This window comes from Mycolicibacterium obuense, from assembly GCF_055397605.1.
This window is the reverse complement of record NZ_AP043663.1, coordinates 2971590-2995787: the sequence shown is the minus strand read 5'-3', so window position 1 is coordinate 2995787 and position 24198 is coordinate 2971590. Positions and strand designations below refer to the sequence as shown.

28 protein-coding genes are annotated in these 24198 nt (G+C 67.1%); 14 read left to right on the top strand and 14 right to left on the bottom strand.

Annotation, left to right across the window (positions count from 1 at the left end; all coding sequences use genetic code 11):
* Window positions 1-111 precede the first annotated feature (111 nt).
* Window positions 112-261 (top strand): hypothetical protein, encoded by a 150-nt coding sequence (locus ACZ50N_RS14265; protein ID WP_164481781.1) that lies wholly within the window; start codon window positions 112-114, stop codon window positions 259-261.
* A gap of 39 nt (window positions 262-300) precedes the next feature.
* Here the strand turns inward: ACZ50N_RS14265 and ACZ50N_RS14260 are convergent, their stop codons facing one another.
* From ACZ50N_RS14260 to ACZ50N_RS14250, 3 genes are all read right to left on the bottom strand, one after another.
* A complete protein-coding gene (locus tag ACZ50N_RS14260) occupies window positions 301-1614 on the bottom strand; it encodes a sensor domain-containing phosphodiesterase (RefSeq protein ID WP_464467934.1) in 1314 nt (437 codons plus the stop codon).
* 193 nt (window positions 1615-1807) lie between these two features.
* On the bottom strand, window positions 1808-2506 hold the full coding sequence (locus ACZ50N_RS14255) for a GntR family transcriptional regulator (protein ID WP_464473112.1): 699 nt from the start codon (window positions 2504-2506) through the stop codon (window positions 1808-1810).
* Window positions 2503-2976, bottom strand: a complete 474-nt coding sequence (locus tag ACZ50N_RS14250; protein ID WP_464475642.1) for an HD family phosphohydrolase — start codon at window positions 2974-2976, stop codon at window positions 2503-2505. The genes ACZ50N_RS14255 and ACZ50N_RS14250 overlap by 4 nt, the downstream gene beginning before the upstream one ends.
* 163 nt (window positions 2977-3139) lie before the next feature.
* On the opposite strand from ACZ50N_RS14250, the gene ACZ50N_RS14245 reads away from it, so the two are divergent.
* From ACZ50N_RS14245 to ACZ50N_RS14220, 6 genes are read left to right on the top strand one after another with little or no spacing between them, the layout of a single operon-like run.
* Window positions 3140-4255, top strand: a complete 1116-nt coding sequence (locus ACZ50N_RS14245; RefSeq protein ID WP_464475641.1) for a TIGR03364 family FAD-dependent oxidoreductase — start codon at window positions 3140-3142, stop codon at window positions 4253-4255.
* On the top strand, window positions 4255-4938 hold the full coding sequence (locus ACZ50N_RS14240) for a phosphonatase-like hydrolase (RefSeq protein ID WP_046362594.1): 684 nt from the start codon (window positions 4255-4257) through the stop codon (window positions 4936-4938). Before ACZ50N_RS14245 ends, ACZ50N_RS14240 begins: the two co-directional genes overlap by 1 nt.
* A 3-nt stretch (window positions 4939-4941) precedes the next feature.
* Complete coding sequence (locus tag ACZ50N_RS14235; protein WP_046362593.1) at window positions 4942-5982, top strand: 2-aminoethylphosphonate ABC transporter substrate-binding protein; 1041 nt, start codon at window positions 4942-4944, stop codon at window positions 5980-5982.
* A 1-nt stretch (window position 5983) separates the two neighbouring features.
* Window positions 5984-7153 carry an ABC transporter ATP-binding protein gene (locus ACZ50N_RS14230; protein ID WP_046362592.1) on the top strand — a complete coding sequence of 390 codons (1170 nt, stop codon included), beginning with the start codon at window positions 5984-5986 and terminating at the stop codon, window positions 7151-7153.
* A complete protein-coding gene (locus ACZ50N_RS14225; protein WP_464473111.1) occupies window positions 7150-8034 on the top strand; it encodes a 2-aminoethylphosphonate ABC transporter permease subunit in 885 nt (294 codons plus the stop codon). The genes ACZ50N_RS14230 and ACZ50N_RS14225 overlap by 4 nt, the downstream gene beginning before the upstream one ends.
* A complete protein-coding gene (locus ACZ50N_RS14220) occupies window positions 8009-8806 on the top strand; it encodes an ABC transporter permease (protein ID WP_464473110.1) in 798 nt (265 codons plus the stop codon). Before ACZ50N_RS14225 ends, ACZ50N_RS14220 begins: the two co-directional genes overlap by 26 nt.
* A gap of 20 nt (window positions 8807-8826) precedes the next feature.
* Here ACZ50N_RS14220 and ACZ50N_RS14215 read toward each other — a convergent pair whose 3' ends face one another.
* The 7 genes from ACZ50N_RS14215 to ACZ50N_RS14185 form a co-directional block, all read right to left on the bottom strand.
* Window positions 8827-9324: a GAF domain-containing protein gene (locus ACZ50N_RS14215; RefSeq protein ID WP_277243896.1), complete on the bottom strand. Its 498-nt coding sequence runs from the start codon at window positions 9322-9324 to the stop codon at window positions 8827-8829.
* A gap of 69 nt (window positions 9325-9393) precedes the next feature.
* On the bottom strand, window positions 9394-9750 hold the full coding sequence (locus ACZ50N_RS14210) for a VOC family protein (RefSeq protein ID WP_464473109.1): 357 nt from the start codon (window positions 9748-9750) through the stop codon (window positions 9394-9396).
* Between the two features lie 111 nt (window positions 9751-9861).
* Complete coding sequence (locus tag ACZ50N_RS14205; protein WP_464473108.1) at window positions 9862-12099, bottom strand: catalase; 2238 nt, start codon at window positions 12097-12099, stop codon at window positions 9862-9864.
* 102 nt (window positions 12100-12201) lie between these two features.
* Window positions 12202-12603, bottom strand: a complete 402-nt coding sequence (locus ACZ50N_RS14200; RefSeq protein ID WP_464473107.1) for a VOC family protein — start codon at window positions 12601-12603, stop codon at window positions 12202-12204.
* Window positions 12557-13393: an AraC family transcriptional regulator gene (locus tag ACZ50N_RS14195; protein ID WP_464475640.1), complete on the bottom strand. Its 837-nt coding sequence runs from the start codon at window positions 13391-13393 to the stop codon at window positions 12557-12559. Before ACZ50N_RS14195 ends, ACZ50N_RS14200 begins: the two co-directional genes overlap by 47 nt.
* 108 nt (window positions 13394-13501) lie before the next feature.
* Window positions 13502-14194, bottom strand: a complete 693-nt coding sequence (locus ACZ50N_RS14190; RefSeq protein WP_048422458.1) for a helix-turn-helix transcriptional regulator — start codon at window positions 14192-14194, stop codon at window positions 13502-13504.
* Window positions 14195-14213: 19 nt separating this feature from the next.
* The gene (locus ACZ50N_RS14185) at window positions 14214-14618 is read right to left on the bottom strand and encodes a nuclear transport factor 2 family protein (RefSeq protein WP_073684134.1); all 405 of its coding nucleotides are present in this window, start codon (window positions 14616-14618) and stop codon (window positions 14214-14216) included.
* A gap of 85 nt (window positions 14619-14703) precedes the next feature.
* On the opposite strand from ACZ50N_RS14185, the gene ACZ50N_RS14180 reads away from it, so the two are divergent.
* The 6 genes from ACZ50N_RS14180 (at window position 14704) to ACZ50N_RS14155 (ending at window position 20662) form a co-directional block, all read left to right on the top strand.
* On the top strand, window positions 14704-15423 hold the full coding sequence (locus ACZ50N_RS14180; RefSeq protein WP_464473106.1) for a VOC family protein: 720 nt from the start codon (window positions 14704-14706) through the stop codon (window positions 15421-15423).
* Window positions 15424-15454: 31 nt separating this feature from the next.
* On the top strand, window positions 15455-15805 hold the full coding sequence (locus ACZ50N_RS14175) for a nuclear transport factor 2 family protein (RefSeq protein WP_464473105.1): 351 nt from the start codon (window positions 15455-15457) through the stop codon (window positions 15803-15805).
* A gap of 337 nt (window positions 15806-16142) precedes the next feature.
* A complete protein-coding gene (locus ACZ50N_RS14170; protein WP_046362583.1) occupies window positions 16143-16952 on the top strand; it encodes an LLM class F420-dependent oxidoreductase in 810 nt (269 codons plus the stop codon).
* 144 nt (window positions 16953-17096) lie between these two features.
* Complete coding sequence (locus ACZ50N_RS14165; RefSeq protein WP_048422456.1) at window positions 17097-18374, top strand: sensor domain-containing phosphodiesterase; 1278 nt, start codon at window positions 17097-17099, stop codon at window positions 18372-18374.
* A gap of 41 nt (window positions 18375-18415) precedes the next feature.
* Complete coding sequence (gene thiD / locus ACZ50N_RS14160) at window positions 18416-19255, top strand: bifunctional hydroxymethylpyrimidine kinase/phosphomethylpyrimidine kinase (protein ID WP_073684131.1); 840 nt, start codon at window positions 18416-18418, stop codon at window positions 19253-19255.
* 120 nt (window positions 19256-19375) lie between these two features.
* The gene (locus tag ACZ50N_RS14155; protein WP_083614731.1) at window positions 19376-20662 is read left to right on the top strand and encodes a S1C family serine protease; all 1287 of its coding nucleotides are present in this window, start codon (window positions 19376-19378) and stop codon (window positions 20660-20662) included.
* A gap of 2 nt (window positions 20663-20664) precedes the next feature.
* Here ACZ50N_RS14155 and ACZ50N_RS14150 read toward each other — a convergent pair whose 3' ends face one another.
* Both ACZ50N_RS14150 and ACZ50N_RS14145 read right to left on the bottom strand, forming a co-directional pair.
* Window positions 20665-21714 (bottom strand): alcohol dehydrogenase catalytic domain-containing protein, encoded by a 1050-nt coding sequence (locus ACZ50N_RS14150; RefSeq protein WP_464473104.1) that lies wholly within the window; start codon window positions 21712-21714, stop codon window positions 20665-20667.
* Between the two features lie 31 nt (window positions 21715-21745).
* The gene (locus ACZ50N_RS14145; RefSeq protein ID WP_464473103.1) at window positions 21746-22210 is read right to left on the bottom strand and encodes an SRPBCC family protein; all 465 of its coding nucleotides are present in this window, start codon (window positions 22208-22210) and stop codon (window positions 21746-21748) included.
* Window positions 22211-22271: 61 nt separating this feature from the next.
* Here ACZ50N_RS14145 and ACZ50N_RS14140 point away from each other — a divergent pair, with 61 nt between their 5' ends.
* A complete protein-coding gene (locus ACZ50N_RS14140; RefSeq protein ID WP_464473102.1) occupies window positions 22272-22829 on the top strand; it encodes an FKBP-type peptidyl-prolyl cis-trans isomerase in 558 nt (185 codons plus the stop codon).
* 7 nt (window positions 22830-22836) lie between these two features.
* Here the strand turns inward: ACZ50N_RS14140 and ACZ50N_RS14135 are convergent, their stop codons facing one another.
* Both ACZ50N_RS14135 and ACZ50N_RS14130 read right to left on the bottom strand, forming a co-directional pair.
* Complete coding sequence (locus ACZ50N_RS14135) at window positions 22837-23130, bottom strand: DUF1905 domain-containing protein (RefSeq protein WP_046362579.1); 294 nt, start codon at window positions 23128-23130, stop codon at window positions 22837-22839.
* 10 nt (window positions 23131-23140) lie between these two features.
* A complete protein-coding gene (locus tag ACZ50N_RS14130) occupies window positions 23141-24196 on the bottom strand; it encodes an agmatine deiminase family protein (protein ID WP_464473101.1) in 1056 nt (351 codons plus the stop codon).
* Window positions 24197-24198 lie beyond the last annotated feature (2 nt).

Here is a 24198-nt window from a genome sequence, read left to right as displayed (position 1 = left end):
GCTATCGCGGTGATGGCGCGTGGATGAGCGATGACTGTTCGCCTTGATCGTTGCTGACTCGGGTCCGCGGGTTTCCGCTCGGCTCGTGCCTCGGAGGTGGAGAATGAGGGCATGTCCGCTGTGGTCTGGGTCATCATCGGGGTGATTGCTGTCGGTACTGTCGCGGCGGGATTGGTGCGGATGCGGGCATGGCTGCAGAAGCCGGTTCCGCCCGAAGTCATCGAAGCCGCGCACCGCGACGATGACAAAGACACGGCGTAGCTTCTCGCGCGGCACTCCCCCGTGCTCTGGGCGAATGAGCTATGACCCGGGCCGAACCCGTCGCTTGATCTCGGACGAGGACTGTGGACGACCCAGGAAATATCCCTGGCCCAGCGAGACGCCCAATTGTTGCAGTGCGAGCAGCTGATTGTTCGTCTCTATGGCCTCAGCTACTGTGACGGCGCTGATTTCGCGGGCGAGTTGGACAATTGCTGCGGTCAGCACGCGGCGCGCTCTGTCGTTGTGCACGTCGGCGGTGAACTCGGCATCGATCTTGACGATGTCGGGACGCAACCGCAGAATCTGGAGCATGGTCGAGTAGCCGGCGCCGACATCGTCGATGGCGAGATCGATTCCCGCCTTGCGCAACGGCGCCAGTGTCTCGAGAGCATCGTCGGGGAACCGTTCGTGTTCGGTGAGTTCGATGACCAAGGGGCGCCCGGCGGATAGCAGGATGTCGTGGACCTCGGCGTCAGCAGCCGCGAACGGACTGAGATTCACCGCCAGAGGCAGGTTCTCCGGGATGGCGTCGTCTGCTGCGAGAATCGTTCGAAGAGCATGGAGCTCGAGTTCGATTCCCCGTCCGGCGTGGCGTGCGAAGTCGAACCATTCCTGGACATTGCGTTCGGACGCCTCCGGGAATCGACTCAAGGCCTCGTAGCCCACGACCTTTCGGGTGCGCAGGTCGACGATGGGCTGGAAGGCCGGTATCAGCGCGCCCGGGGCGAACAGGTCGTCGATTCGGTGAGCGGTCGCGTCCTCCTCGATCCTGTCCGGATAGAGCAGCTTGGCCACGAAGCCCTCCGTGCTCGCGACGAATGAACTCGATGACCGCCCGCTGTCTTGCTGTGCGTACAGATCGCCGAAGAGGGCGGCCAACTCCGACTGGCTGTTGATGAGGGCACCGACGAAGTTGCTCAGTGATGTGATCGCCTCGATGGCCGCGCTGTCGAAAGCATCGGGTTCGCGCGCAACGACAGACATCGCCCCTATCGCAACATCGTTGTGTAGCAGCGGCGTCACGATCCATGAGCGGATATCGAGTGCTGCGGCAATGGCTCTCGTGTTCAGCGACACTCGGCAGTCGGTCGCGATATCGTGAGTCAGCTCGGTAGCCCTTGACAGCATCGACCTGTCCAGAAACGTTCCCGAGCGGGGAATGACATGGCCCAGAAGGCTGGACACGGATCCATGGGCGGCGACAAATCGCAGTTGGTCGGCGTCAGCGGGATCGCAGAGCGCGATCCCGGCCCCGGACGCGGCCGGGGTGTACAGACACATCTGCTCCGCGGCGCGGCGCACGAGTGAGACAGGGTCGAGCGACGCGGCCAATGTCTCGATCAGCCTGAGCACCGACCTCTCCCTCCATGCCTGCTGACCTGGTACGGCGCACCGGGGATGCGTGGTGCCCCGTGCGCTCCCGAGCCTAGGGCACAGAAGATGGATGTTCCGGCAACCGACGAAGAGACGTCAGCGGATGTAAAGTCCTACCTCCGCAAGTTTTTTAGCGTGTTCGGCAAATAACTTCATGGAGGCCTCGCACCGCTCACCGATCAGTGAGCGTCGCCTCGAAGGCAACCCGGTCGCCGCGATACAGCGCCCGCACGACCTCGATCGGACAGCCGTCGGTGTCCACCGAGCGGCGGTTGAGGAGCAACATCGGCATCGCCGTGGTGGACTCCAGCAGCCCTGCCTCACGCGGCGTCGGCAGCACCGTCTCGATGCGCTCGGTCGCCTCGCCGAACACCACTCCGCGCTCGCGGATCGCCGCGTACAGAGAGGTGGTCGGATCGAAAGTCTGTAGGAGGGAGGCGAATCGGTGCAAGGGTAAGTAGCTGCTCTCCAGGCCGATCCGCGCACCATCGGCGAGCAGTACCCTTTCCAGATGCATGACCCGCGCGGTCGGTGCGACGTCGAGCGCGGCAGTGATCCCGGCGTCGACGGTGACCCTCTCGCAGCTCACCAGCAGACGCCCGGGGACGCGGCCCATCCGCTGCGCGCCTTCGGTGTAGGACTTCAACGACAACGGCTGGACGAGTTTGGGTCTCGAGACCACCGTGCCTCGGCCGCGTCGTTCGATGCGGCCCTCGACGAGGAGTTCGTGCACGGCTTGGCGGACCGTGTCGCGGGCGACGCCGAACCGCAACGCCAATTCGCGTTCTGGCGGGAACGCGTCGCCTTCGCTCAGGCCGGCAAGGATCTCGTCAAGGCCCGTACGTACGATATACGGCTTCGGCAGGCTCATCGTGCCAGCCGCCGTGCGATAGCCAGGACAGTGTCGAGCGACGCGGTGCGGGCACCGGGAACTTTCGCGGCGTCGTCGAATCTCCTGAGTTGCAACGCATCCGCGCACCACGGGTGCGCGGCGAACGCGGGGTCGACAGCGGAGCCCCCCTGCTCACACAGCGACATCTTGGACACCGGACTCAGAGCGGCGCCGTAGTCGGCATCGACCGCCGCGAGGTGACGCTTGGCGGCTACGTGAGCACCGGCGAGCCAGGCCACCCGCTCTCCGAAACGTGGCCGCAGCCAATCGCCGGCCAACTTCGAGTGATCTGCCACCCACGGCCCGCCCAGCAGTGGGCTGTGGCCGATGTCGTGCAGCGCGGCGGCGAGAACCAGCTCGTCGTCCGCGTCGTCGTCCAGTGCACGAGCTGCGCACTGCAAGGCGTGGTCCCATTCGTCGACGTCGACCTCGTCCCACACCCCGCGCATCGACCTCAGGAGGTCGGCGACTTCCGCACTCACCACGTCGGGTCCGCTCGTCACACCCAGACCATACCCTAGATTGGTCTATACCAATTGTTCATCTTCTGTACCCGCCGCCTTTGTCGGCGGGCTGTGATGGCGACGCCAACGAAAGGTTGTCTCGATGTCCATGCGGGTCACGATCATCGGCGGAGGAGTCCTCGGGACATCCCACGCCTGGCACGCGGTCCGCCGCGGTCACGAGGTCGTTCACCTCGAACGGGAGGCCGAGGCGCGCGGCGCAACGGTGCGCAATTTCGGTCTGGTGTGGGTCTCTGGCCGATCGACCGGCGAACTCGAGGCCAGTCTGAGATCCCGCCAGCTGTGGGAAGAGATCGGGGCGCGAGTGCCCGAGGTCGGGTTCCGCCCGTGCGGATCGCTGACCCTGTTGCGAACCGACGCTGAAGTGGCCGTCGCCGAGGAGGTCAGCGCCCGTGTCGATGCGCGGCAGCGGGGTTTTCGGCTGCTCGATGCCGATGCGGCCCGCGCGATCAACCCGGCGCTGCGCGGGAAGTTCCTCGCGGCCCTGCACTGCGAGCGCGACGCCGCAGTGGAATCCCGTCAGGCCCTGCCCGCGCTGCGTGAGCGTCTACAGGCCAGTGGCCGCTACACCTTTCACCCGGCCACCGAGGCCCGCGCCATCATCGGTACCCGCACGGTCGACGACCGGGGTGGTGTGCACGACGCCGACCTCGTCATCGTGTGTGCCGGGGCCGCCCACGGGGGCCTCGTCCGCGAGCTGGTCGGGGACTTGCCGGTGCGTCGAGTGCGGCTGCAGATGATGCAGACCGATCCCCTCGACGAGCCTTTGACCACCGCGATCGCCGATGGTGACAGCTTCCGCTACTACCCCGGATTCGCTGGCCATGCGCTGGAGTCCCTACGGCGCAGCGAGAGTCAGCACCCGGTTGCCGCAGAGCACCACATGCAGCTGCTCTGCGTCCAGCGCACGCACGGTGGTCTCACCATCGGCGACACCCACGAATACGCGGAGCCGTTCTCGTTCGACGTGGACGAGGCGCCTTATGCCTATCTCGTCGACGTCGTCGAAGAACTCCTCGGTCGGCGACTGCCGCCCGTGCGCCGGCGGTGGGCCGGCGTCTACAGCCAGTGCCTCGACCCCGACCAGCTCGTCCAGCGAAGCCGCTGCGACAGCGACGTCTGGGTCGTGACGGGACCCGGCGGCCGAGGGATGACCCTCGGTCCCGTGATCGGCGAACAGACCGCAGACGAGATCGGATTATGATGAACAACAACACTATTCAACTAGCCGTCATCGACATGGCGGGTACGACTGTAGCCGACGACGGCCTGGTGATCGAAGCCTTCGAGGCGGCTGCCGAGGCCGGCGGCCTGCCTGCCGACGGACCGCGCCGGGAGCATGCGCGGCAGTACGTGCTGGACACGATGGGCCAATCCAAGATCACGGTGTTCCGCGCCCTGTTCGACGACGAGGCCACGGCCCAACGTGCCAACGTGGCGTTCGAGCAGGCCTACGCGTCACTCATCGCCGCCGGGCGCGCCGAGCCGATCCCCGGTGCCGCGGACGCTCTCGGGCGGCTTCGTGACGACGGCATTCGGGTCGCGCTGACCACCGGCTTCTCCCCCGACACCCAAGCCGCACTGCTCGAAGCACTGGGGTGGCAGGATATCGCCGACCTCGTGCTCGCCCCCGGCGACGGCGTCCGCGGCCGGCCCTTCCCCGACCTCATCCTCACCGCGTTGATCCGCACCGGCGCCGACAGTGTGCAGGCTGTCGCAGCGCTGGGCGACACCGCGAACGACGTCGAAAGCGCCTTGCGTGCCGGATGTTCCATCGCTTCCGGCACGCTCACCGGTGCTCACGACGAGCGCCGCCTCGTCGCCGCGGGCGCCACCCACGTCGTCGCCACCGTGTCCGACTTCGCCGACCTCCTCCTGAAAGGCTGATCCATGACACTGCGCACCACTGCGACGGCGCTGCTCGCCGCCACCCTCACGCTGCTCACCGCGGCATGTGGCGGAACGGGGTCCTCCGGATCGGGCGGCGGGACGACGGTGACGGTCTACAGCGCCGATGGGCTGGGGAGCTGGTACGACAGCACTTTCAGGGCATTCACCGACCAGACCGGCATCAATGTCAACGTGGTCGAGGCCGGCTCCGGCGAAGTGGTGTCTCGAGTGGAGAAGGAGCAGTCGAACCCGCAGGCCGACCTCCTCGTCACACTGCCGCCGTTCATCCAGCGGGCCGCCGCGTCGAAGCTGTTGCAGCCCAGCGGCGTCGACACCGCGGGTATCGCCGCGGACCAAGTCGGGCCGCAAGCCCAGTACGTACCGATCGTCGACAATGCGCTGAGCTTCATCGCCAACCCGGACGCTGATCCCAAGCCGGTCGCCTGGGATGATCTGCTACGTCCTGAATTCAAGGGCAAGCTGCAGTACTCCACGCCGGGGCAGGCCGGCGACGGCACCGCTGTGCTCGTGCTGCTTCAGCACCTGCGCGGCAAGCAAGCCGCTCTTGACTACCTGAAAGCGCTGCAGGCCAACAACGTTGGCCCGTCCTCGTCGACGGGCAAGTTGCAGCCGAAGGTGAGCAACGGTGAGCTGTTGGTGGCCAACGGCGACGTGCAGATGAACCTCGCCTCCATCAAGGACGACAAGTCGCGCTTCGAGATCTTCATTCCCGCCGACTCGGAAGGACGGCGGACGACGGTGTCGCTGCCCTATGTCGCCGGGGTCACCGCGGGCGCCCCACATGCTGACGACGCCAAGAAGCTGCTGAGCTTCCTGATCTCGGACGACATCCAGAAGACGGTGCCGACAGATGCCCTGGGCATGCCGGTGCTCGACGCGCTCAAGACCTCCGGCGGAGCCGGGCCGGACACCCCCGCAGGCGTCCTCCAGGGCGTCGACGTATGGGTGCCCGACTGGAACACCGTGCTCGCCGACCTCGACGCCGACGTCGCCGCGTACCAGAAGGCGACGGGCAGCTGACATGGCCCAGACCCGTCTGGGTCCGCTCGGACGCCGCACGCAGACGCCGCGGGCAGATGCGACGACGCCGGCGATCGTGTTCGACCGCGTCGGTGTGACGTACGGCCGCGGCCGCAAGGCCACCACCGCCTTGGTCGACTTCTCGTTGCGCGTCGCGGGCGGGGAGACGATCGCGCTGCTCGGCCCGAGCGGATCGGGTAAGTCGACCGCGCTGGGGGCGCTCGCCGGCTTCGTGCGCCCCACCTTGGGTTCGGTACGGCTGGCCGGCCGTGACGTCACCGACCTGCCGCCGGCGCGGCGCGGGATCGGCGTAGTGCTGCAGTCCTACGCGCTGTTCCCCCACATGACCGTCGCCGACAACGTCGCCTTCGGGCTGCGGGCGCAGCGGACGACTCGTCGGGAGATCGCGCCGCGAGTGGCCGAGGTGTTGGAGATGGTCGGCATGGGCGGCTTCGGATCGCGGCTACCGCGCGAGCTCTCGGGGGGACAGCAGCAGCGCGTGGCGATCGCCCGCGCGCTGGCGATCCGACCGGCCGTGCTCCTGCTCGACGAACCGTTGGCGGCGCTCGACGCAGCGCTGCGCCAGTCGATGTTGACCGAACTGCAGCGGCTCAAGGAGGCGCTGCCCGAGACGGCGATGCTCTACGTCACCCACGATCAGTCCGAGGCGCTCGCGCTGGCGGATCGCATCGTGGTGATGAACAACGCTCGTCTCGTCGACGTCGACACCACGGAGAACCTCTGGAAGCGTCCGCCCAGCAGCTTCACCGCAGCCTTCCTCGGCGGGGCGAACCTGTTGCCGTGCACCGTCGGACGCGTCAGTGGTACCTCAGCCCTGGTGAGCGTGGGTTCGCGCACCGTCAACGCTGAAGCGCCGTATCCCGAGATCGGCCAGCCCGAATGGGCGCCCGGCTCGCCCGCCCTGCTGTGCGTGCGGCCGCACGCCCTCCACGTCGTGTCCACCCGCGAACGCAACGCGCTGACCGCCACGGTGTCGGCCGCGGTGTGGCGCGGTGCCGTCACCCGCTTGGTCCTGGCGCTCGACTCTCTCCCCGACGTCGCGGTGCAGGTGGACGTGCCGGGCCACACGCCGTTCGAACATGGCAGTGTCGTCGGACTGCGGCTGCCAGAGCCCGCCGGTGTGCTGGTCTCATCGGGACACTCGGCGTGACAACAATTCTCGAGGTAACGGACACTACGACCCGGCCGGCGCCACAGTCGCGCGCATGGCTGTGGCTACTGCCCCCGCTGACGCTGGTGCTGATGATCGCCTGCTACCCGCTGGTGCGGGTGTTCTCCGAGTCCCTCAGTGGATCGTGGAGTGACGTACTCGGTTCGCAGCTGTTCCGCGACGCTCTGTGGCGGACCATCGCCATCGCGACGGCGTCGACGGCCGGCTGCCTGGTGCTCGGTCTGTTCGTGGCCGTAGTGCTCGCGTTCGTTCCGTTTCCCGGTTCGACGGTGGTGGGCCGGCTCATCGATACGGTGCTGGCGCTGCCGTCGTTCTTGATCACGCTGGCGTTCACATTCCTCTACGGCACGGCCGGTGCCGTCAATGCGGCGGTGTCAGCGATCGCGGGCGAGTCACCCGAGCCGTTGCTCGACTTCTTGTACACGCCGGCGGGCGTAATCGCCGCAGAGATCACCTTCTTCACGCCGTTCGTGGTGCGCCCACTGCTGGCGGCGTTCTCGCTCATCCCCCGGGCTCACCTGAACGTGGCAGCGAGCCTGGGGGCGTCGCCATGGACGGTGCTGCGATCGATCGTGCTGCCCGAGGCCTGGCCCGCGCTCGCCGCCGGCGGGAGCCTTGTTCTGTTGTTGACGCTCAACGAATTCGGCATCGTGTTGTTCACCGGAGCCAAAGGTGTGATCACACTCCCCGTGCTCGTCTACACCCGTGGCATCGTGACGTTCGACCTTCCGGGAGCTGCGGTGATCGCCTCAGTGCAGGTGATGGTGTCGCTGGCGCTGTACGCGCTGTACCGCATCGTGTTCGCCCGGCTGACCGCGCGGAGGGGGGACGACAATGCTGCTGTGGAGCGCGCGCAGTAGGCGCCTGACACTCGCGCTGTTCGGGCTCGTCGTCGCCGTGGTGTTCGTGCTGCCGCTCGGGACGGTCGTGGTGGCCGGCCTGGCGGGATCATGGACCGGCCCGCTGCCGTCGGATCTCGGATTCGCGAGGTACGGCACGGCACTGTCCGGCGAAGACCTCGCGAGCCTGTCGGTGAGCCTGCAGACGGCGGTGCTCGCCGGTGCCCTTGCCGTGACGGCCGGGACGTGGGCGGCGCTGGCCGCCCGGGACGTGCCGTCATGGCTACGACGGATCACCGATGCGGTGTTCCATCTGCCCATCGCCGTGCCGTCGGTCGCCATCGGGCTCGGTGTACTGATCGCTTTCAACGAGCGGCCGCTGCTGCTCGGTGGAACGAAGTGGATCGTCATCCTCGCGCACACGGTGCTGGTGCTGGCGTTCGCCTTCAGCGCCGTATCGGCGGCGCTCGATCGCCTCGACCCCGCGTACCGACAGGCGGCTGAATCACTCGGTGCGGGTCCAGCGCGCGTTCTGCTGCAGGTGACGCTCCCCCTGCTTCTGCCGGCACTCGGTGCGGCGGCCGGACTCGCGGTGGCCCTGTCGATGGGTGAGCTCGGCGCCACCGTGATGGTGTATCCCGCGACCTGGAAGACGTTGCCGGTGACCATCTTCGGGCTGACTGACCGCGGTCAGGTCTTCGAGGCCGCGGCGAGCACCACGCTGCTGCTCGCGGTCACGCTCGTGACCCTCGTGATTCTCGGCCGCATACGGGGTCGCGCGTCGGTGCGGTAGTCGCCGTCGGCCGTGCGACCTCAGCTCAGTGCACCGCCGTCCTCCTCGACGATCCGCTCCACCTCTGACGCCAACTCCGAGAGCTGCGCGCGTTCCTCGTCGGTGTAGTCACGCGAGTTGTCGTCGAGCACACAGACGGTTCCGACGACGTGTCCGGCACCATCGTGAACGGGCACACCGAGATAGTTGTGCAGTCCGAACTCCACTTCGTCCTCGTTACCGGCGAAGGTGGCATCGTCGCGGGAGTCACGGACGAACACGGCGCGGTCGCCGTCGACGACCCGCTCGCAATACAACGGAACGCGCGAAGCGTCATCCAGCGCCTTCTTCCCGGCCGCGCCGACGGTGTAATGCTGGGTGGCTTCCCCGGCCGTGGCGGCGACCACCATCGAGTCGGCCTCTGAGCGCATCACCAGAACCGATTTCACGCCCAGTCGCTCTGCGACCTTCTCGAGGTGGTCGGCCAAAGGGGCCAGTCCCGCGGTGGTGTCCGTGTTGTGGGCTTTTGCATCAGGCATGGGTCCACTCTCCCGGTGACCGGGGCGGCGAGCAACCGTTTCGATCACCCAAAACCGTGTTCCTGCACATCACTCAGACGGCGGTTCGTACACCTGTAGATCGTTGCCCTCAGAGTCTTTGAACGTCGCGATCCGACCCCACGGGTGATCGCTGATATCACCGGCAAAGGAAACCCCTTCGCCCCTCAGCCGAGAGACCTCATCCTCGATTCCGCCGTCGGGTTGGAAAGTGAGCAGCGCGCCGCCACTTCCGTCCGCTCCGGACGACTCACGGGCGTTCAGACCGATCATCAGTCCGTTGGCATCCAGCTCAGACCACTCGTCCGTTTCCTTCTTCACCTCGAGACCGAGTGTGTCACCATAGAAGCTCAACGCGCGCTTCATGTCCTTGACCGGTAACCACACCGTTGCCACGCCTGACGCCATGTCCCGCCTCCTTCATCTGTAAGCCGCTGTACACAGGGTGCGATACCCGGTGAGGTCTCCTTGAGACTCGGAAATTTGTGACGTCTGAGGGAATGTCGGTGATCCGACTCCTCAGCTGAGAATGATGGCGCGATCCCACACGCGGTGTTCGCCCATGCTCTCGATCAGGGAGGCCGCCAGCGCTGACGCATCCGATCCGCTGAGCACGCCCTCGGCGCCGTCGGTAGCACCCGCGCGGACGAGCAGGTCGGCACCCTGCGGCAGCACGGCAATTCCCTTGAAGTGTCGGAACGCCTCATCGACAAGGATCTTGGCCTGCACTGCTGCCGCCGAACCCGCGATCACCACGGCGTCGAACTCGATAGACCGCGCGGTGGCATACGTCCGCGAGATCGGCACGCTCTGATCACCATTCGTCAGCGCACCGCCGTGCGGGGCGATCACCAGGGGCACCAGTTTCGCTGCCCCGAGCGCCTCGACAACGGTCGACACATCGCTGATGTCGGAGTCCGGACCAACGAGGATGCCGACGTTGCGGCCCTCCACCGGCCAGCGCTCCCCCACCTGCGACACTGCCGGGCTGAGCTGCGACGGCGCAGCGGGCGGCGTGGTGGCGGCCGGCGCCTCCAAGCCAAGTTCCGCCGCGACGGTCGCGCACAGATCGGCGTCGATGTTCGCCAGCACCGCCAGCTGTCGCTCCTTGATCGCCTGCTCGTAGCATTTGCCGAGCTCGAAGGTGTAGGCCTCGGCGATGTGTGCCTGCTCGACGGGAGTGAGGCTCCGGTAGAACAGTGTGACCTGGCTGTAGTGGTCGTCGTAGGAGGCCGGTGCCGCACGGACCTTCGTCGACTCGGCCACGACCGCGGGCGCCTCGATGAACGCACCGGTACCTGCGCCGGCGAAGAACGGGCACCCACCGTCGAGTGAATTCGGTTGGTAGGGAGCCACTCCCGGATGTACACCGTGCTGGTGAAAGCCGTCGCGAAGCATGTCGTTGACCGGTGCATGTGGGCGATTGATCGGAATCTGGCCGAAATTCGGCCCACCGAGGCGGCTCAGCTGGGTGTCCAGGTAGGAGAAGAGCCGGGCCTGCAGCAGCGGATCGTCGGTGACGTCGATGCCGGGCACCAGATGTCCGGGATGGAACGCCACCTGTTCGGTTTCTGCGAAGTAGTTGGTGGGGTTGCGATTCAGCTCCATCGTTCCGATGATCTGAACCGGCGCGAGCTCCTCGGGCACCATCTTCGTGGGGTCGAGCAGGTCGATTCCCTCGAACATCTGGTCCGGGGAATCCGGCATCACCTGCACGCCGAGATCCCACTCGGGGTAGGCGCCCTTCTCGATCGCGTCGGCCAGGTCGCGGCGATGCAGATCGGGATCCATCCCGGCCGCGATCTGTGCCTCTTCCCACACCAGGGAGTGCACGCCGAGCCGTGGCTTCCAGTGGAACTTCACCAGCGACGTCGAACCATCGGGGCCGGTCAACCGGAAGGTGTGGACACCGAAACCCTCCATCATCCGGTACGACCGCGGAATGCCTCGGTCGGACATGTTCCACATGGTGTGCGCCTGGGCCTCGGTGTGCAACGACACGAAGTCCCAGAAGGTGTCGTGTGCGCTCTGCGCCTGCGGGATCTCGCGGTCAGGGTGCGGCTTGGCGGCATGGACGACGTCGGGGAATTTGATGCCGTCCTGGATGAAGAAGACCGGGATGTTGTTGCCCACCAGGTCGAAAGTGCCCTCGTCGGTGTAGAACTTGGTGGCGAAGCCACGAGTGTCCCGCACGGTGTCGGCCGAACCGCGGGAACCCAACACCGTCGAAAAGCGCACGAAGACATCGGTTTCCGCACCCGATCTCAAAAAGGCCGCCGGGCAGATCTTCTCGGCGGCGCCGTTGCCGCGGAACAAACCGTGCGCCGCCGCGCCGCGGGCGTGCACCGCACGCTCGGGAATGCGCTCGTGGTCGAAATGGGTGATCTTCTCTCGCAGGTGGTGATCCTGTAGCAGCGTCGGCCCGCGTTGCCCTGCCTTGAGCGAGTGATCGGTGTCGTAGAGACGGGCACCCTGCGCGGTCGTGAGGTACTCGCCCTGCTGCCCGCGTGCTGTCTGGCCGCCGCCGACGGAAAGGCCCGTCGCAGTGCGTAACTCGGGCCCACCCTGGTCCGGTTTCGGCGGTAGCGGTTCGCGAACGTCGGTCGGCTCCTCGAACGGCGCCGGTTCCGGGCCGGGCGCGCCGGGAATGTACTTCGGGCTGTGCTGCTGTAGCCGCTCGGCGGCTTCGACCACCTTGTCCTTCGCGTCCTTGACGACGCTCTTGATGGTTTCCTTGGCTCCACGGTCGGCTGCCATCGCATCCCCTCGTCGACGAACGAGCCCGTCGGTCGGGCTCATTGGTTCGACCGCCCGGCTTCCCGGTACGGACGCACCTAAACGGGATGGCTGCGTTCGGTCTCAGCTCTGCCGTGGTTCACCGGCATAGGTGCCGAAACTCCACAGGTTGCCCTCCGGATCCCGAACGGCGAATTCTCGCGATCCGTAATCCGTGGAGCCGAGCGGTCGCGTGACGTCGGCGTTGTGGGCCTGCACCCGCGCATACAGTGCGTCCACGTCCGCGGTGACGATGTAGGCGCCAGCGCTGCCGGGTTCGCGGCACCAGTCGTTGCCCGGTTTGTAGCTGCCCATCATCAGCCCGCCGGTGCCCTCCGGCCAGTTCAACTGTGCGTGGTCCACGCGGTCGCCGTCGCCGTAGCGGGCGCCCACGACAAAGCCGAAGGTATCCACGAGATAGTCGATCAGCGCGGGTGCGTCATGGGCTTGCAGTGTCGGCCAGACGGCCGGATTCGACAGGGTCATGGTTGTCAGGATCGGACATCCGGTGGCCGCCGTCTTGGATGTTTCGGAACTCCGCGCCGATCCACTTCCGCGGCGGCAGGCCGGTGAACGCGACGAACTCGGCGCTCAGATGCGCTTGATCGGAGAACCCCGTGCTGGTTGCGACGCCGGCGAGGTCGACGCAGCCGCCTTCGGCGACCCGTCGAGCGATCCGTGCCGTCGCCGTTTCGAAGCGCATCAACCGGGCGACGGCCTTGGGGGCGAGCCCGACCTCGCGGCGGAACAACGTGCCCAGGTGTCGGGGCGTCAGACCGACCTCGGCGGCCACCGTGGCCACCGACACCCGTCCACCGCTGCATCGCAACATTCGCCAGGCATGGTGCAGTTCCGGTCGCACGTCGTCCCGGCCATCCGAGCGGCGCTGCACGAAGTCGGCGACAACACCGAAGGCCCGTTGCCAGGATGTCGCCTCGGCCACCCGATCACTCAGCTCGGTTGCCACCGCGCCGAGGACGGCCGACCCGTCGAAGTCATCGACGCTGAGTTCGGCGGCCGGAACACCGAACAGGGCGCGCGCCGCCAGCGGGTGCACCGCGAGCTGGACGCCGGCCTGCCCGCGACGCTGTCGAACATGGCTGGCGCGCACGTGCAGTCCGCCGAGTATCACGCGCTGCGGGCGAGCCAGCGGCAGCTGGCCGGCATCGGCAGCGGCCTCGACACCGTCGTCGGCGCTGACGATGAATGTCAGGCTCGCCGAGGGCATGCCGAGGTGCGTGCCATCCGGTACGTCGACGGCCCGGTAACCCATCATCGAGCTCACCCCGGGCAGCCGAGCGCAGGGCGCCGAAGCCATCTCCCAGCACGGCGTCTGCTCGGTCACGCGCCCGATTCTAGTGGTCAGAGCGACGATGCGACGTCCTCACCCGAGCCGCCGAGTGCGCCACCGCGACAGGTCGGCCTCGAGCACAGCGGGGTCCCGCTCGGGAAAGTTCTCGTCGGTGATCTGCAGGTGCCGAATGCGGTCGAGGTGAAAGCCACGAATTCCGTGCCGCAGCCGGCACCAGCCGACGAACAGCCAGGAGTCGCCCCCGCGCAGCAATCCCATCGCCTCGACGTCTCGGCGAGTGTGAGTTTCACCGTCGTCGGCGATGTACTCCAGCCGTACCACCCTACGGGCGGCGATCGCTTCGGGAACGAGGGCGATGGCCGCCTCGGTCGGAGGTCCGGAATCGATGACGAACATGGTGGCCAACGCTTCGTCGACCGGCGCCAATTGATCCTCCCGGCTGATCGCGAGGACCTTGGCCCGCGCCCGTCGTGCTGCCGCGGCATAGGGTGAGGTCTCCAGTAGAGCGAGCCCGGCGAGCACTGCCAGCGATTCGGTGACCGTGAGGTTCAACGGCGGCAAGGAATGCTCTCGAAGGATCGAATATCCCCCTGCCACACCGCGATCGGCGTAGATCGGGACACCGGCGAGTTGCAGCGACTGGATGTCTCGCTCGATCGTCCGCTTCGACACCTCGAACTCGTCGGCGAGACGTGCCGCAGAGATGGGTCGGCGCGATCCCCGCAGGAGGTCGACCAGTGCATACAACCTCTCCGCACGTCGCATGGCGCAAGTCTTCCCGATCTCAGGGACGATGTGGCCGCGTTCCGCCCACCGACCAGACCTCTCGGATCAGACCGTCTTCGGTGACGTCGAAGACGTCGACCCCGCCGGCTGCATTCCCGTCCGCGCGAACATCCCACAACAGTCGCCCGTGTAGACCATCGGTGGCCCGAGCCACCTCGGTGAACACCACATCCGGGTGCCGTTGGCGATAGGCATCGAGGTACTCGGCGAACTGGTCAGCACCCACGACGTCATCGCCGGGATTCGAGCCGTCCGCCTCGGAGTTCAGAAAATGAATTCGGAAGTCGTCAGTGCAGATTCGACGGGCGATCTCGCCGTCGCTGTTCCACATCGTCAGCCACACCGCCAGCGCAGCGTCGCCGGCTGCTCCGCTCGTCGTCATCGTGTCTCGGTTCTCGGTCATATCGACAGCATCGGAGAGCGGCGCGACAACAGTATGTCGGCATTCGGGCTGCCATTTCAGGAGAGAGCGAATTACCGTCGGGGGCGTGGGCGCCAACCGCATTGCCGTGGTCGTGGAATCGCGGGACCCGCTGCGGCTCGGTGATTTCTGGGCGCGAATGGTCGAACGTCGTCTGACCGTCGACTCCACCGCCGGGCGCTGCGCGATGGACATCGGTCGCAACACCGACGTGCGGTTCGTCCCGGCGGTGCAGTCGCACAGCGGCGCGAATCGACAGCACATCGACCTCGCCTCCGACTCCCCGGAGCATCAGGCGGCCCTGATCGAGCGCGCCCTCGATCTCGGCGCGCTGGATGCCGATGTCGGTCAGGGGAACGTGCCGTGGCGGGTGATGGCCGACCCCGAGGGAAACGAGTTCTGCATCCTGGAACCGCGCCGTGAGTACCGCCAATCTGGTTCTCTCGCAGCGGTGGTCACGCACGCAGAGGACCCGCTGACCGTCGGACGATTCTGGTCCGCACTCGTCGGCGCTCCGCTGATCCGCAAACATCCTGAGTACACGTCCGTGCGTTACGGCGGCACAGCTGACCCCGCCCTCGAGTTCGTCAGACATCCGAACCCGCCGGAGGGCCGGGGACGACTGCACCTCCAGCTGCTCGCCAGGGATGGGTTCGTCCCCCGGACGGTTGTTCCCGATGCGCTGCGGCCGTGCCCGGTCTGCGGAGAACCCAGCGCCGCACTGACGGATCCCGAACACACTCATCTCTGCGTGTCTGTCGGCTGCTCGCCGGCAGAAAACCGATAGACGCCCGAGTTTCGGCTCGTTAGCGTGTCGCATGCCAATCGATGTCGCAACGTTCAGCCAGCGATGGGTCGACGCGTGGAACGCCCACGACGTCGAGGCCGTGCTCGACCATTTTGCCGACGAGGTCGTCTTCACCTCCCCGATCGCCGCGCAGGTGGTACCGGCGAGCAGCGGTCGGATCGAAGGCAAGGCGGCGTTGCGCGACTACTGGATTCGCGCGCTGAGTCAGCGCCCCGATCTGCACTTCACCGTCGAGGCCGTCTATGAAGGGATCGACGTCGTCGTCATCAACTACCGCAACCAGCGAGGTCACCTCGTCAACGAAGTTCTCTGCTTCGCCGACGGCCTCGTCATCGAGGGACACGGGACGTATCTGACGTAGCCGGAAGTGGCGAGAGTCAGCGCCCTTCGTTGGCCTCACCGGGGTGGGGAACGTTGTTTTCGTCCACGTACGCGGAGTGCTCGGTGTCTCTCTCCTCACCACTCGCGTGATCGCGCGGCCCGTCGTTCGAGCCGACCGACTCGACGGAATCGGCAGCGTCGCTGGGCATCGTCATAAGCGCGGAGTCCTCTCTCGACACGGGTCGCCGCGTCGGCGATCCGCTGCCAGGGTGCCCCTTCTGCGCGAAGCCGAACCCCGCATCGCCGGGCCGAGCGGAATAAAGTCGGCGGCCGGTCGATTGGCTCAAGAGTCGCCCCTCCCCGACCCAGGAGCAGCCATGACCCGTCCCGTTCGCGTCGCCGTGCAGATCCAGCCCGGCGGTGCCCCTGACTACCGCACGTGGCGTGACGCCGTGGTCGCGGCCGACGACCTCGGTGTCGACGTGATCTTCGGCTACGACCACTTCCACCGCCCGGTGATGGACGCTCTGATCGACGGCAAACCCGTGCTGGCCGAGGTTCAGCCCGACGTCGCCAACTTCGAAGGGTGGACTGCGCTCGCGTCATGGGGCGAGATCACCTCACACGCCGACATCGGGCTGCTCGTCACCGGTGTCGGTTACCGCAATCCGGATCTGCTCGCCGACATGGCCCGTACCGTCGATCACATCAGCGGAGGCCGGCTGATCCTCGGGCTCGGCGCAGGATGGTACGAAAAGGACTACACGACTTACGGATACGACTTCGGTACCTTCGGATCCCGGTTCGATCTGTTCGACGAAAGCCTGGTCCGCATCGAGAACCGGCTTGCTGCGCTCAATCCTCCGCCGGTACGCACGTTGCCGATCCTCATCGGCGGCACAGGCCCGAAGCGCTCCCTGCCGGCCGTCGCACGACATGCCGACATCTGGCATGCGTTTGCCGAACTCGACACCTTCCGCAGGCTCAGCGAGCGGGTGGACGAACTGGCGGCGTCATTCGGTCGCACCGGCGCCGACATCGAACGCTCGACGCTGTGGCAGAACAGGCTCAGCGCCGACAGCTTCCGCGAGGCCGGAGTCACGCTGTTCCAGACAGAGCTGACCGCCGACGACGGGTACGACCTCGGCGCACTCAAGGATGTGCTCGCCTGGCGGGACACCCAATGACACGAACATGACATTCGTGCATCTCGTCGTTTGGGCCACCGCTCGCTGCTATTTTGGCCCCAGCCGGCTCCACCTGCTGGCCAAGGGGAGGTAGCCAAGGGTGCGCATCAACCACGAGAATCCGGGACTTCTCTAGGCCCGACGTTGCAGAACCTCGTCGCGGCGATCAACGCGTCCATCGATCCTTCGGCGCTCATGCAGAGGATCGCCGAGCAGATGTGCCTGCTCACGCCGAAAGCCGACGGCGCGGCGGTCAGTCTGCTGACTCCCGAGGACACCTTCGTGGTCGTTTCTGCCCACGGACTGGTGGAGTCACTGCTGGGCCTCACGTTGACGCGAGAAGGCACGTTGCAGGGCCGGGCCATCGCGACGGGGCAAGCGCAAGTCAGCATGGACCCGCTGGCGGATCCAGACCTCACCGACCAGGTTCGAAGCATCGGTGCGAGCCTGGGTGTCGGGTCGCTCGTCGTGATTCCGCTGATGCACCACGGCACGGGGATCGGGGCACTGAGTCTCACGGCTGCCGAGAAGGGGAAATTCAGCGACCGCGACGTGGCCGCGATGGAGGCAACCGCGCGCTTCATCTCGGCGCTGATCGGATCCCACACCGAACTGTCGTCGATGCTCGACGACTTCCTCGGCGATCCCCACCACGAGGGTCGTGATCTGGCCGCACAATTCCTGGCCTCCGTGCTGCTTCCCGACATGGCCCGCGAAGACGCGCTCCACAAGCATGTGAGCGATCTCCTGGCTGAGCCGTCACCACTGTCGGCCGCGTACCAGCCGATCGTCGACCTCGCGTCGGAAGCCGTGGTGGGCTTCGAGGGGTTGTGTCGATTTCCCAGCGACATAGAAGGATCCCCCGCCTACTGGTTCGAAGTCGCCCGTCGCCTGGGACGCGGAGTGCCGCTCGAACTGGCCGCCCTGTCCCGGGTTCTCGTTGACGCCGGCCATGTGCCCGCTCACTGCTTCCTCGCGGTGAACGCCAGCCCCTCGGCGGCCACCGACGAGCGGTTACACGAGGCACTGCTGACGGTGCGCACGCCGGTGGTGCTGGAGATCACCGAGCACGAGCCCTTCCCGGACGGCTTGGCTGATGCACTGAAGCCCCTGCGCGACAATGGCATTCGGTTGGCAATCGATGATGCCGGAGCGGGCTATGCGAGTTTCAAGCAGATGCTGCAGCTGCGGCCGGACATCGTCAAGATCGACGGATCGCTGACCTCGGGGATCGACCGCGATCCGGCCAAACGCGCCCTGGTGACCGCCATCGTGCGGCTCTGCGCCGAGACCGGGGCCACCACCATCGCCGAGGCCATCGAGCGACGCGACGAACAGGCGATGCTGACCGAGCTCGGCGTCGGATGGGGTCAGGGCTATCTCTTCGGTAGGCCGGGCGACCTCCGGCGTGCATCGTCCTAGAACGACGTCGAGGGTCGCACACCCATTTACAATCACCCGTGATGACAAACCGTCTCCCGCTGACCGCCCCCGGGCACACGCCGCGCCGGGTGATGACGATTGCGGGCTCCGACTCCGGAGGCAGCGCCGGTCTGCAGGCCGACATGCGGACCTTCGCGATGCTGGGCGTGCACGGATCCGCTGCCGTGACCGCAGTAACCGTACAGAACTCGTTGGGTGTCAGAGCTTTTCATGAGGTACCTGTGGGGGTGGTCGCCGCCCAGATCAGCGCGGTGGCGTCCGACATCGGAATCGAAGCAGCCAAGACCGGCATGCTGGCCTCGACGGACATCATCCGGGCGATCGTGGCCACCTGGTCGGCGGAGAAGCTCACCGGCAGGGTCCCCTTCGTGGTCGATCCGGTGTGCGCGTCCAACGCCGGCGAGCCGTTGCTGCACCCCAGTGCGCTCGATGCCATGCGCGATGAATTGATTCCGCTGGCCACCCTGGTGACGCCCAACCTCGACGAAGTACGGCTCCTCGTCGGCATCGACGTCGTGGACGTCGCGACCCAACGCGACGCCGCCCGCGCGCTGCATGCGCTCGGGCCGCAGTGGGCCCTGGTCAAGGGTGGCCATCTGCGGACCTCCCGCATCAGCTCGGATCTCCTGTTCGACGGTTCGGAGTTCCACGAGTTCGCAGCGGCCCGGGTGGACACCCGGGATGACCACGGCGCCGGTGACACCCTGGGCGCAGCGATCACGGCCGCACTGGCGCACGGCTATCCCGTTGCCGACGCGGTGGCATTCGGCAAGACGTGGGTGACCGAATGCATCCGGCAGGCCTATCCCCTCGGCCACGGCCTCGGCCCCGTCAACGGAATGGCCGGCCTCTACCGCTGAGCGATCTTCTCGGTCTTTGCTGAGTGTGCTCTCAGTCGAGTCTCAGTTGCGGTGGGCAACCTGAGATCAACCACGTCGGACCCGCCGACGTCCCCTGCCCACTCGAAGGGAACACCACCGATGGCGACCCCGCCCCCACCTCCTCCGCACAATCACGACTGGTCGCGCGGAAGCTGGCCCGCTCCGCCGAACCCATTGCCGGGCAACTCCGCACCGTGGCCGCACCACCAGCCCGTGCCTGGTGGCCCGACCACCCCACGCCGAAGCAGCCGCTCGCGCACCCCGCGTGGGCTCGTGCTCGCGGGTGCCGCCGCCGTGGCCATTGCCGGTGGTGGCGTCGGAGCCGCGGCAGCGGTAGCTGTGACTGATCACCAGCACCCGGCCGCCACACCAGCGACAGCCGCGCAGGCCCAGCCGGTGAAGCCGGCTGCCAGCGCTGCGCCCGGTTCGGTGGAGCAGGTCGCCGCCAAGGTGATGCCCAGCGTCGTCAAGTTGCAGATCACCGCAGGGCAGGGCATGGCCGAAGGGTCCGGCATCGTTCTCAGCCCGGACGGACTGATCCTCACCAACAACCACGTGGTCGCGCCGGCGGTTCAGGGCGGTGCGGGGGCGCAGCCCGCGGCCTTCGACGGCGGCGACTCCCCCGCAACCGTCACGTTCTCCGACGGGCGCAGCGTGCCCTTCACCGTCGTGGGCACCGACCCCATCGGTGACCTGGCGGTCGTGCGCGCGCAGGGGGTCAGCGGACTCACGCCGATCACCATCGGCTCGTCGAAGGACGTGAAGATCGGCCAAGAGGTCGTCGCGATCGGATCCCCGCTCGGCTTGCAGGGCACGGTGACCAAAGGCATTGTCAGCGCGCTGAATCGGCCTGTGACCGCCGGCGACGGTGAGGGCACTTCGCCCGTCGTCCTCGACGCGCTGCAGACCGATGCCGCCATCAATCCGGGCAATTCGGGTGGACCGCTGGTGGACATGAACGGCGACCTGATCGGTGTCAACTCAGCGGGTGCCAGCATGGGTTCCGGATCCAGCGGCGGCTCCATCGGGCTCGGTTTCGCGATCCCGTCCGACCAGGCCAAGCGCATCGCCGATGAGCTGATCTCCTCCGGCACCGCCAGTCACGGCTCGCTGGGCGTGCAATTGGGCACCCAGGGCGGTGATTCCAGTGACTCCGGAGACGCTGACGGCGCGGCGATCGCGCAGGTGGCGGCCGGAAGCCCGGCCGCGCAGGCCGGCCTGTCCAGTGGGGCGGTGATCACGAAGATCGACGGCCAGGTCATCGACGGGCCCGAAGCGCTCGCCGCTGCGGTGCGGTCCAAAGCGCCTGGCGATCAGGTCTCGGTCACCTATCGGGACGACACCGGCGCGACGCAGACCGCGCAGGTCACTCTCGGCAAGGCGTGATGTCAGATGCTCGGGTCGATGATGGTGACACCCACCGGCGACGCGGTGTCGACGGTGGGGAGAGCCGCTGCCGCCTCTCCGAGGCCGATGGTGCGCTCGATCAGGTCTTGCGGCCGGAGATCTCCCCGTTCGATCATCGCCATCATCGGGGGGTAATCCGCTGCGGCCATCCCGTGGCTGCCCAGGACGGAGATCTCCCAGGCGATCACCCGATCCATGGGTAGGCGCGGATGCCCGTCGACCGGCGGCAACAGGCCCACCTGGACGTGCCGACCGTGGCGGCGCAGGCTCAGGATGGACAGCTCGCTGGTCGCTTCGTGACCGACCGCATCCACGCCGACATCGCCACCGCCGCCGGTGATTTCGTGAACATCTGCCGCCGTGTCCGCCGCGGTCCGGCCGTCGCCGGCGACCAGAGTGTGGTCGGCGCCGAGCGCCAAGGCGGCGGCCAGTGCGCACGGATTGCGGTCCACGGCAATCACGTTGGCGCCCAGCGCTTTGCCGATCATCACCGCGCTCAGGCCGACCCCGCCGGCGCCGACCACCGTGAGCCACTGCCCAGGCTCGACGCGGCCCACACCCGTGAGTGCGCGGAAGGCCGTGGCGAATCGGCATCCCAACCCGGCCGCCGCGGCGAACGACACCGACTCGGGAAGGCGCACCAGATTGGTGTCGGCAGCAGGCAAAGCAACGTATTCGGCGAACGAGCCCCAGTAGGTGAACCCGGGCTGCTCCTGCCGCGGACAGACCTGGGCGTTACCGGTGCGGCACCATGAGCACGTCCCGCAGCCGCACACGAACGGTACTGTCACGCGATCGCCGACCGCCCACTCATGCACGTCTAGGCCGACCGCCTCGACGACTCCGGCGAGTTCGTGGCCCGGGACGTGAGGAAGCCTCAGAATTTCATGGCCGGCCCATGCGTGCCAGTCGCTGCGGCACAGACCGGTGGCCCGCACCGCAACGACGACGCCGTCGCGCGCAGGTGTCGGGTCCGGGACTGTCCGGACCTCGAGGGGGCCGCCGATGCGGTCCATCACCACAGCACGCATCAGCCCATTCTGACGCGTGCCGTGGGGTCTCTCAGGATGAGGTTTCGGCCGCCAAGCGAGACAGCGTGTCGCTCAGCTGATCCTCGGTGACCAACGGGAACTTCACCTTCTTCAGCAGATCCTTGTCGGTGACCTTGGACCAGTCGTAGGTGTGCCGAACCAGCGTGGCGTTAGGACCCTGAGCTTCCAGCTCCCACAACCACTCCCAGCCGGGCGGTTCGGTTCCCGCGGGCGCCGTCTGCCAGGCCAGCAGCTTGTCCTTGACGTATCCGGTCACGTGATTGTCGGTCTTGTACTCCCCGCTCATGTGATCGCCGCTCATGTTCATGGTGAACACTTCGCCGACCTTCTGGATGCGGTCGGCGTGGTCGATACCGCGCACGAATCCCGACCCGTCGAGGGCAGGGTGGCGGTGCGGGTTGGACAGGACATCGAAGACCGCGTCGGCGGATGCATCGATGGTGCGTTCCACGGTCACCTTGTTGTCGTCGCTCATGATGTCTCCAGTGCCCAGACCCACCACGAACTCAAACCTGTGGGCAGGTAGCGTGGCGCGGGTGCTGCTACGTCGCGTGCCGTCTGCCCTCGCTCTCGCCGTCTGTGCCGGTTCCGCTCTGGCTCTGACAGCCTGCGGGTCCTCCGAGGCGCAGGCAGCAGCCTGTCCGACTGCCGCTCCGAGTGCCGCAACAGCTCCCGAATGGACCCTTCCCGGGGCGACCGGCAGCGTCGCCGTGACCGGCTCCACGGACACCGCGGCACCCCTGATCACCGTGACCGCGCCGTTTACGGTCACCGACACGCAGGTGCACACGCTGCACGCCGGATCGGGCGCCGTCGTCGGCGACGCTGCGACCGTGTCCGTCTGCTACCAGGGCGTCAACGGGCGCGACGGCTCCGTGTTCGACAGCAGCTACCAGCGCGGCACCCCGGTGGACTTCCCGCTGGGTAGCGTGGTGCCCGGCTTCCAGAAGGCCATCGCCGGTCAGCACGTGGGCTCCACCGTCGCGGTCGCGATGACGTCGGCGGACGGTTATCCGAACGGTCAGCCCGCCGCCGGCATCCTGCCCGGTGACTCCCTCGTCTTCGCGATCAAGATCCTCGACGCCACCGGCTGAGCCTGTGTCAGCGTCCCGCGGCCACGGTCAATCGGATGCGCACCGTGTCGCCGTCGTCGACGTCCTCGGCGCGGCGCAGCGCGACTTTCAGCGGAACCAGGTAGACGTCGTCCCGCGGGATCAGTGACGTCGTCACCTCGGTGTCGCCGATGCGCACCCGGGCGGGAATGACTCCCCACCCGTAGGTCAGCTCGCCTGACCGTGCGTGCAGGAAATCGTCGATGTCCGGCGGTGTCTCGACGAAGAAGTACGGTGCCGGGCCGCGCCACTGGAAAACCTCGGCCACGAACTCCCACTCCACATCGATCAGCCTATGGGTGCGCCCTCGGGGGTGCTCCCTCAACACTCGGCTGCTGCGCAGTGATGCAGTGGACGCCGCCGCCGCGCGCGAAGATGGGGCGCGCCTCGACGGTCACGACCCGGCGGCCAGGGTAGGCATCGGCGAGGATCTCGCGAGCGCGTGCGTCGGCGATGTCGTCGCCGAAACCGCACGCGATGACACCCTCGTTGACGACGAGATGGTTGATGTAGCTCCAGTCGACGAAACCGTGTGCATCGCGCACCGTCGAGGGCGCCGGCATCTCGGTGATCTGCCAGCTTCGTCCCGCAGCGTCGGTGGTGTTCTCCAGCATTGCGCGGATCTCTCGGGCGACGTCATGGTCGGGGTGTTCGGGGTCGGGTTGCGCGTGCACGAGCAGGCGGCCCGGCGACGGGATGGTCGCGACGATGTCGACATGTCCGTTCGTACCCAGGTCCTCGTAGTCGCGAGTCAGGCCGCGCGGCAACCAGATCGCGTGCGTGGCGCCGATGGTGCGCGCCATCTCCGCCTCCACGCGCCTCTTGTCCGCATAGGGGTTGCGGCGCGGATCGAGCTGCACCGTCTCGGTCAGCAGCACGGTTCCCTCGCCGTCGACGTGAATACCGCCGCCTTCGTTGACCAGGCAGGAACTCACGATCTCGGCCCCGACGTGGGGAGTGATCAGCCGGGTGACCTCCGCCGACTTCGTCCACTCGGCCCACTCCGGTGATCCCCAGCCGTTGAACGTCCAGTCGACGGCGCCGAGCACCCCTGGCCGTTGGTCGTCGAGCACGAAGGTCGGGCCGAAGTCACGCATCCAGAACTCGTCGAGCGGCGCCTCGACGATCTCGATGTCTGCGGACAACATGCGTTGCGCCCGAGACGTTTCGGAGGGGTCGACCACCATGCTGACCGGCTCGAACTCTGCGATCGCGTGCGCGACCTCGGTCCAGGACGCATAGCATTCCGCGCGTGCGGCATCGGTGTCGCCCATTGTGCGACCCTCGCGCGGGAAGGCCATCCACGTCCTGTCGTGGGTGGCTGTTTCCGCGGGCATTCTCCAGGACATCG

Excerpts from the sequence above, each read along its gene's own strand:
- ACZ50N_RS14250 (WP_464475642.1), bottom strand. The coding sequence starts at position 2,976 with ATGCGCGGGGTGTGGGACGAGGTCGACGTCGACGAATGGGACCACGCC.
- ACZ50N_RS14210 (WP_464473109.1), bottom strand. The coding sequence starts at position 9,750 with ATGGCGTCAGGCGTGGCAACGGTGTGGTTACCGGTCAAGGACATGAAG.
- ACZ50N_RS14190 (WP_048422458.1), bottom strand. The coding sequence starts at position 14,194 with ATGCGACGTGCGGAGAGGTTGTATGCACTGGTCGACCTCCTGCGGGGA.
- ACZ50N_RS14155 (WP_083614731.1), top strand. The coding sequence starts at position 19,376 with ATGGCGACCCCGCCCCCACCTCCTCCGCACAATCACGACTGGTCGCGC.
- ACZ50N_RS14255 (WP_464473112.1), bottom strand. The coding sequence starts at position 2,506 with ATGAGCCTGCCGAAGCCGTATATCGTACGTACGGGCCTTGACGAGATC.
- ACZ50N_RS14170 (WP_046362583.1), top strand. The coding sequence starts at position 16,143 with ATGACCCGTCCCGTTCGCGTCGCCGTGCAGATCCAGCCCGGCGGTGCC.
- ACZ50N_RS14230 (WP_046362592.1), top strand. The coding sequence starts at position 5,984 with ATGGCCCAGACCCGTCTGGGTCCGCTCGGACGCCGCACGCAGACGCCG.
- ACZ50N_RS14185 (WP_073684134.1), bottom strand. The coding sequence starts at position 14,618 with ATGACCGAGAACCGAGACACGATGACGACGAGCGGAGCAGCCGGCGAC.
- ACZ50N_RS14240 (WP_046362594.1), top strand. The coding sequence starts at position 4,255 with ATGAACAACAACACTATTCAACTAGCCGTCATCGACATGGCGGGTACG.
- ACZ50N_RS14130 (WP_464473101.1), bottom strand. The coding sequence starts at position 24,196 with ATGTCCTGGAGAATGCCCGCGGAAACAGCCACCCACGACAGGACGTGG.
- ACZ50N_RS14205 (WP_464473108.1), bottom strand. The coding sequence starts at position 12,099 with ATGGCAGCCGACCGTGGAGCCAAGGAAACCATCAAGAGCGTCGTCAAG.
- ACZ50N_RS14145 (WP_464473103.1), bottom strand. The coding sequence starts at position 22,210 with ATGAGCGACGACAACAAGGTGACCGTGGAACGCACCATCGATGCATCC.
- ACZ50N_RS14195 (WP_464475640.1), bottom strand. The coding sequence starts at position 13,393 with ATGATGGGTTACCGGGCCGTCGACGTACCGGATGGCACGCACCTCGGC.
- ACZ50N_RS14220 (WP_464473110.1), top strand. The coding sequence starts at position 8,009 with ATGCTGCTGTGGAGCGCGCGCAGTAGGCGCCTGACACTCGCGCTGTTC.
- ACZ50N_RS14150 (WP_464473104.1), bottom strand. The coding sequence starts at position 21,714 with ATGCGTGCTGTGGTGATGGACCGCATCGGCGGCCCCCTCGAGGTCCGG.
- ACZ50N_RS14215 (WP_277243896.1), bottom strand. The coding sequence starts at position 9,324 with ATGCCTGATGCAAAAGCCCACAACACGGACACCACCGCGGGACTGGCC.
- thiD (WP_073684131.1), top strand. The coding sequence starts at position 18,416 with ATGACAAACCGTCTCCCGCTGACCGCCCCCGGGCACACGCCGCGCCGG.
- ACZ50N_RS14265 (WP_164481781.1), top strand. The coding sequence starts at position 112 with ATGTCCGCTGTGGTCTGGGTCATCATCGGGGTGATTGCTGTCGGTACT.
- ACZ50N_RS14245 (WP_464475641.1), top strand. The coding sequence starts at position 3,140 with ATGCGGGTCACGATCATCGGCGGAGGAGTCCTCGGGACATCCCACGCC.
- ACZ50N_RS14175 (WP_464473105.1), top strand. The coding sequence starts at position 15,455 with ATGCCAATCGATGTCGCAACGTTCAGCCAGCGATGGGTCGACGCGTGG.
- ACZ50N_RS14235 (WP_046362593.1), top strand. The coding sequence starts at position 4,942 with ATGACACTGCGCACCACTGCGACGGCGCTGCTCGCCGCCACCCTCACG.
- ACZ50N_RS14200 (WP_464473107.1), bottom strand. The coding sequence starts at position 12,603 with ATGACCCTGTCGAATCCGGCCGTCTGGCCGACACTGCAAGCCCATGAC.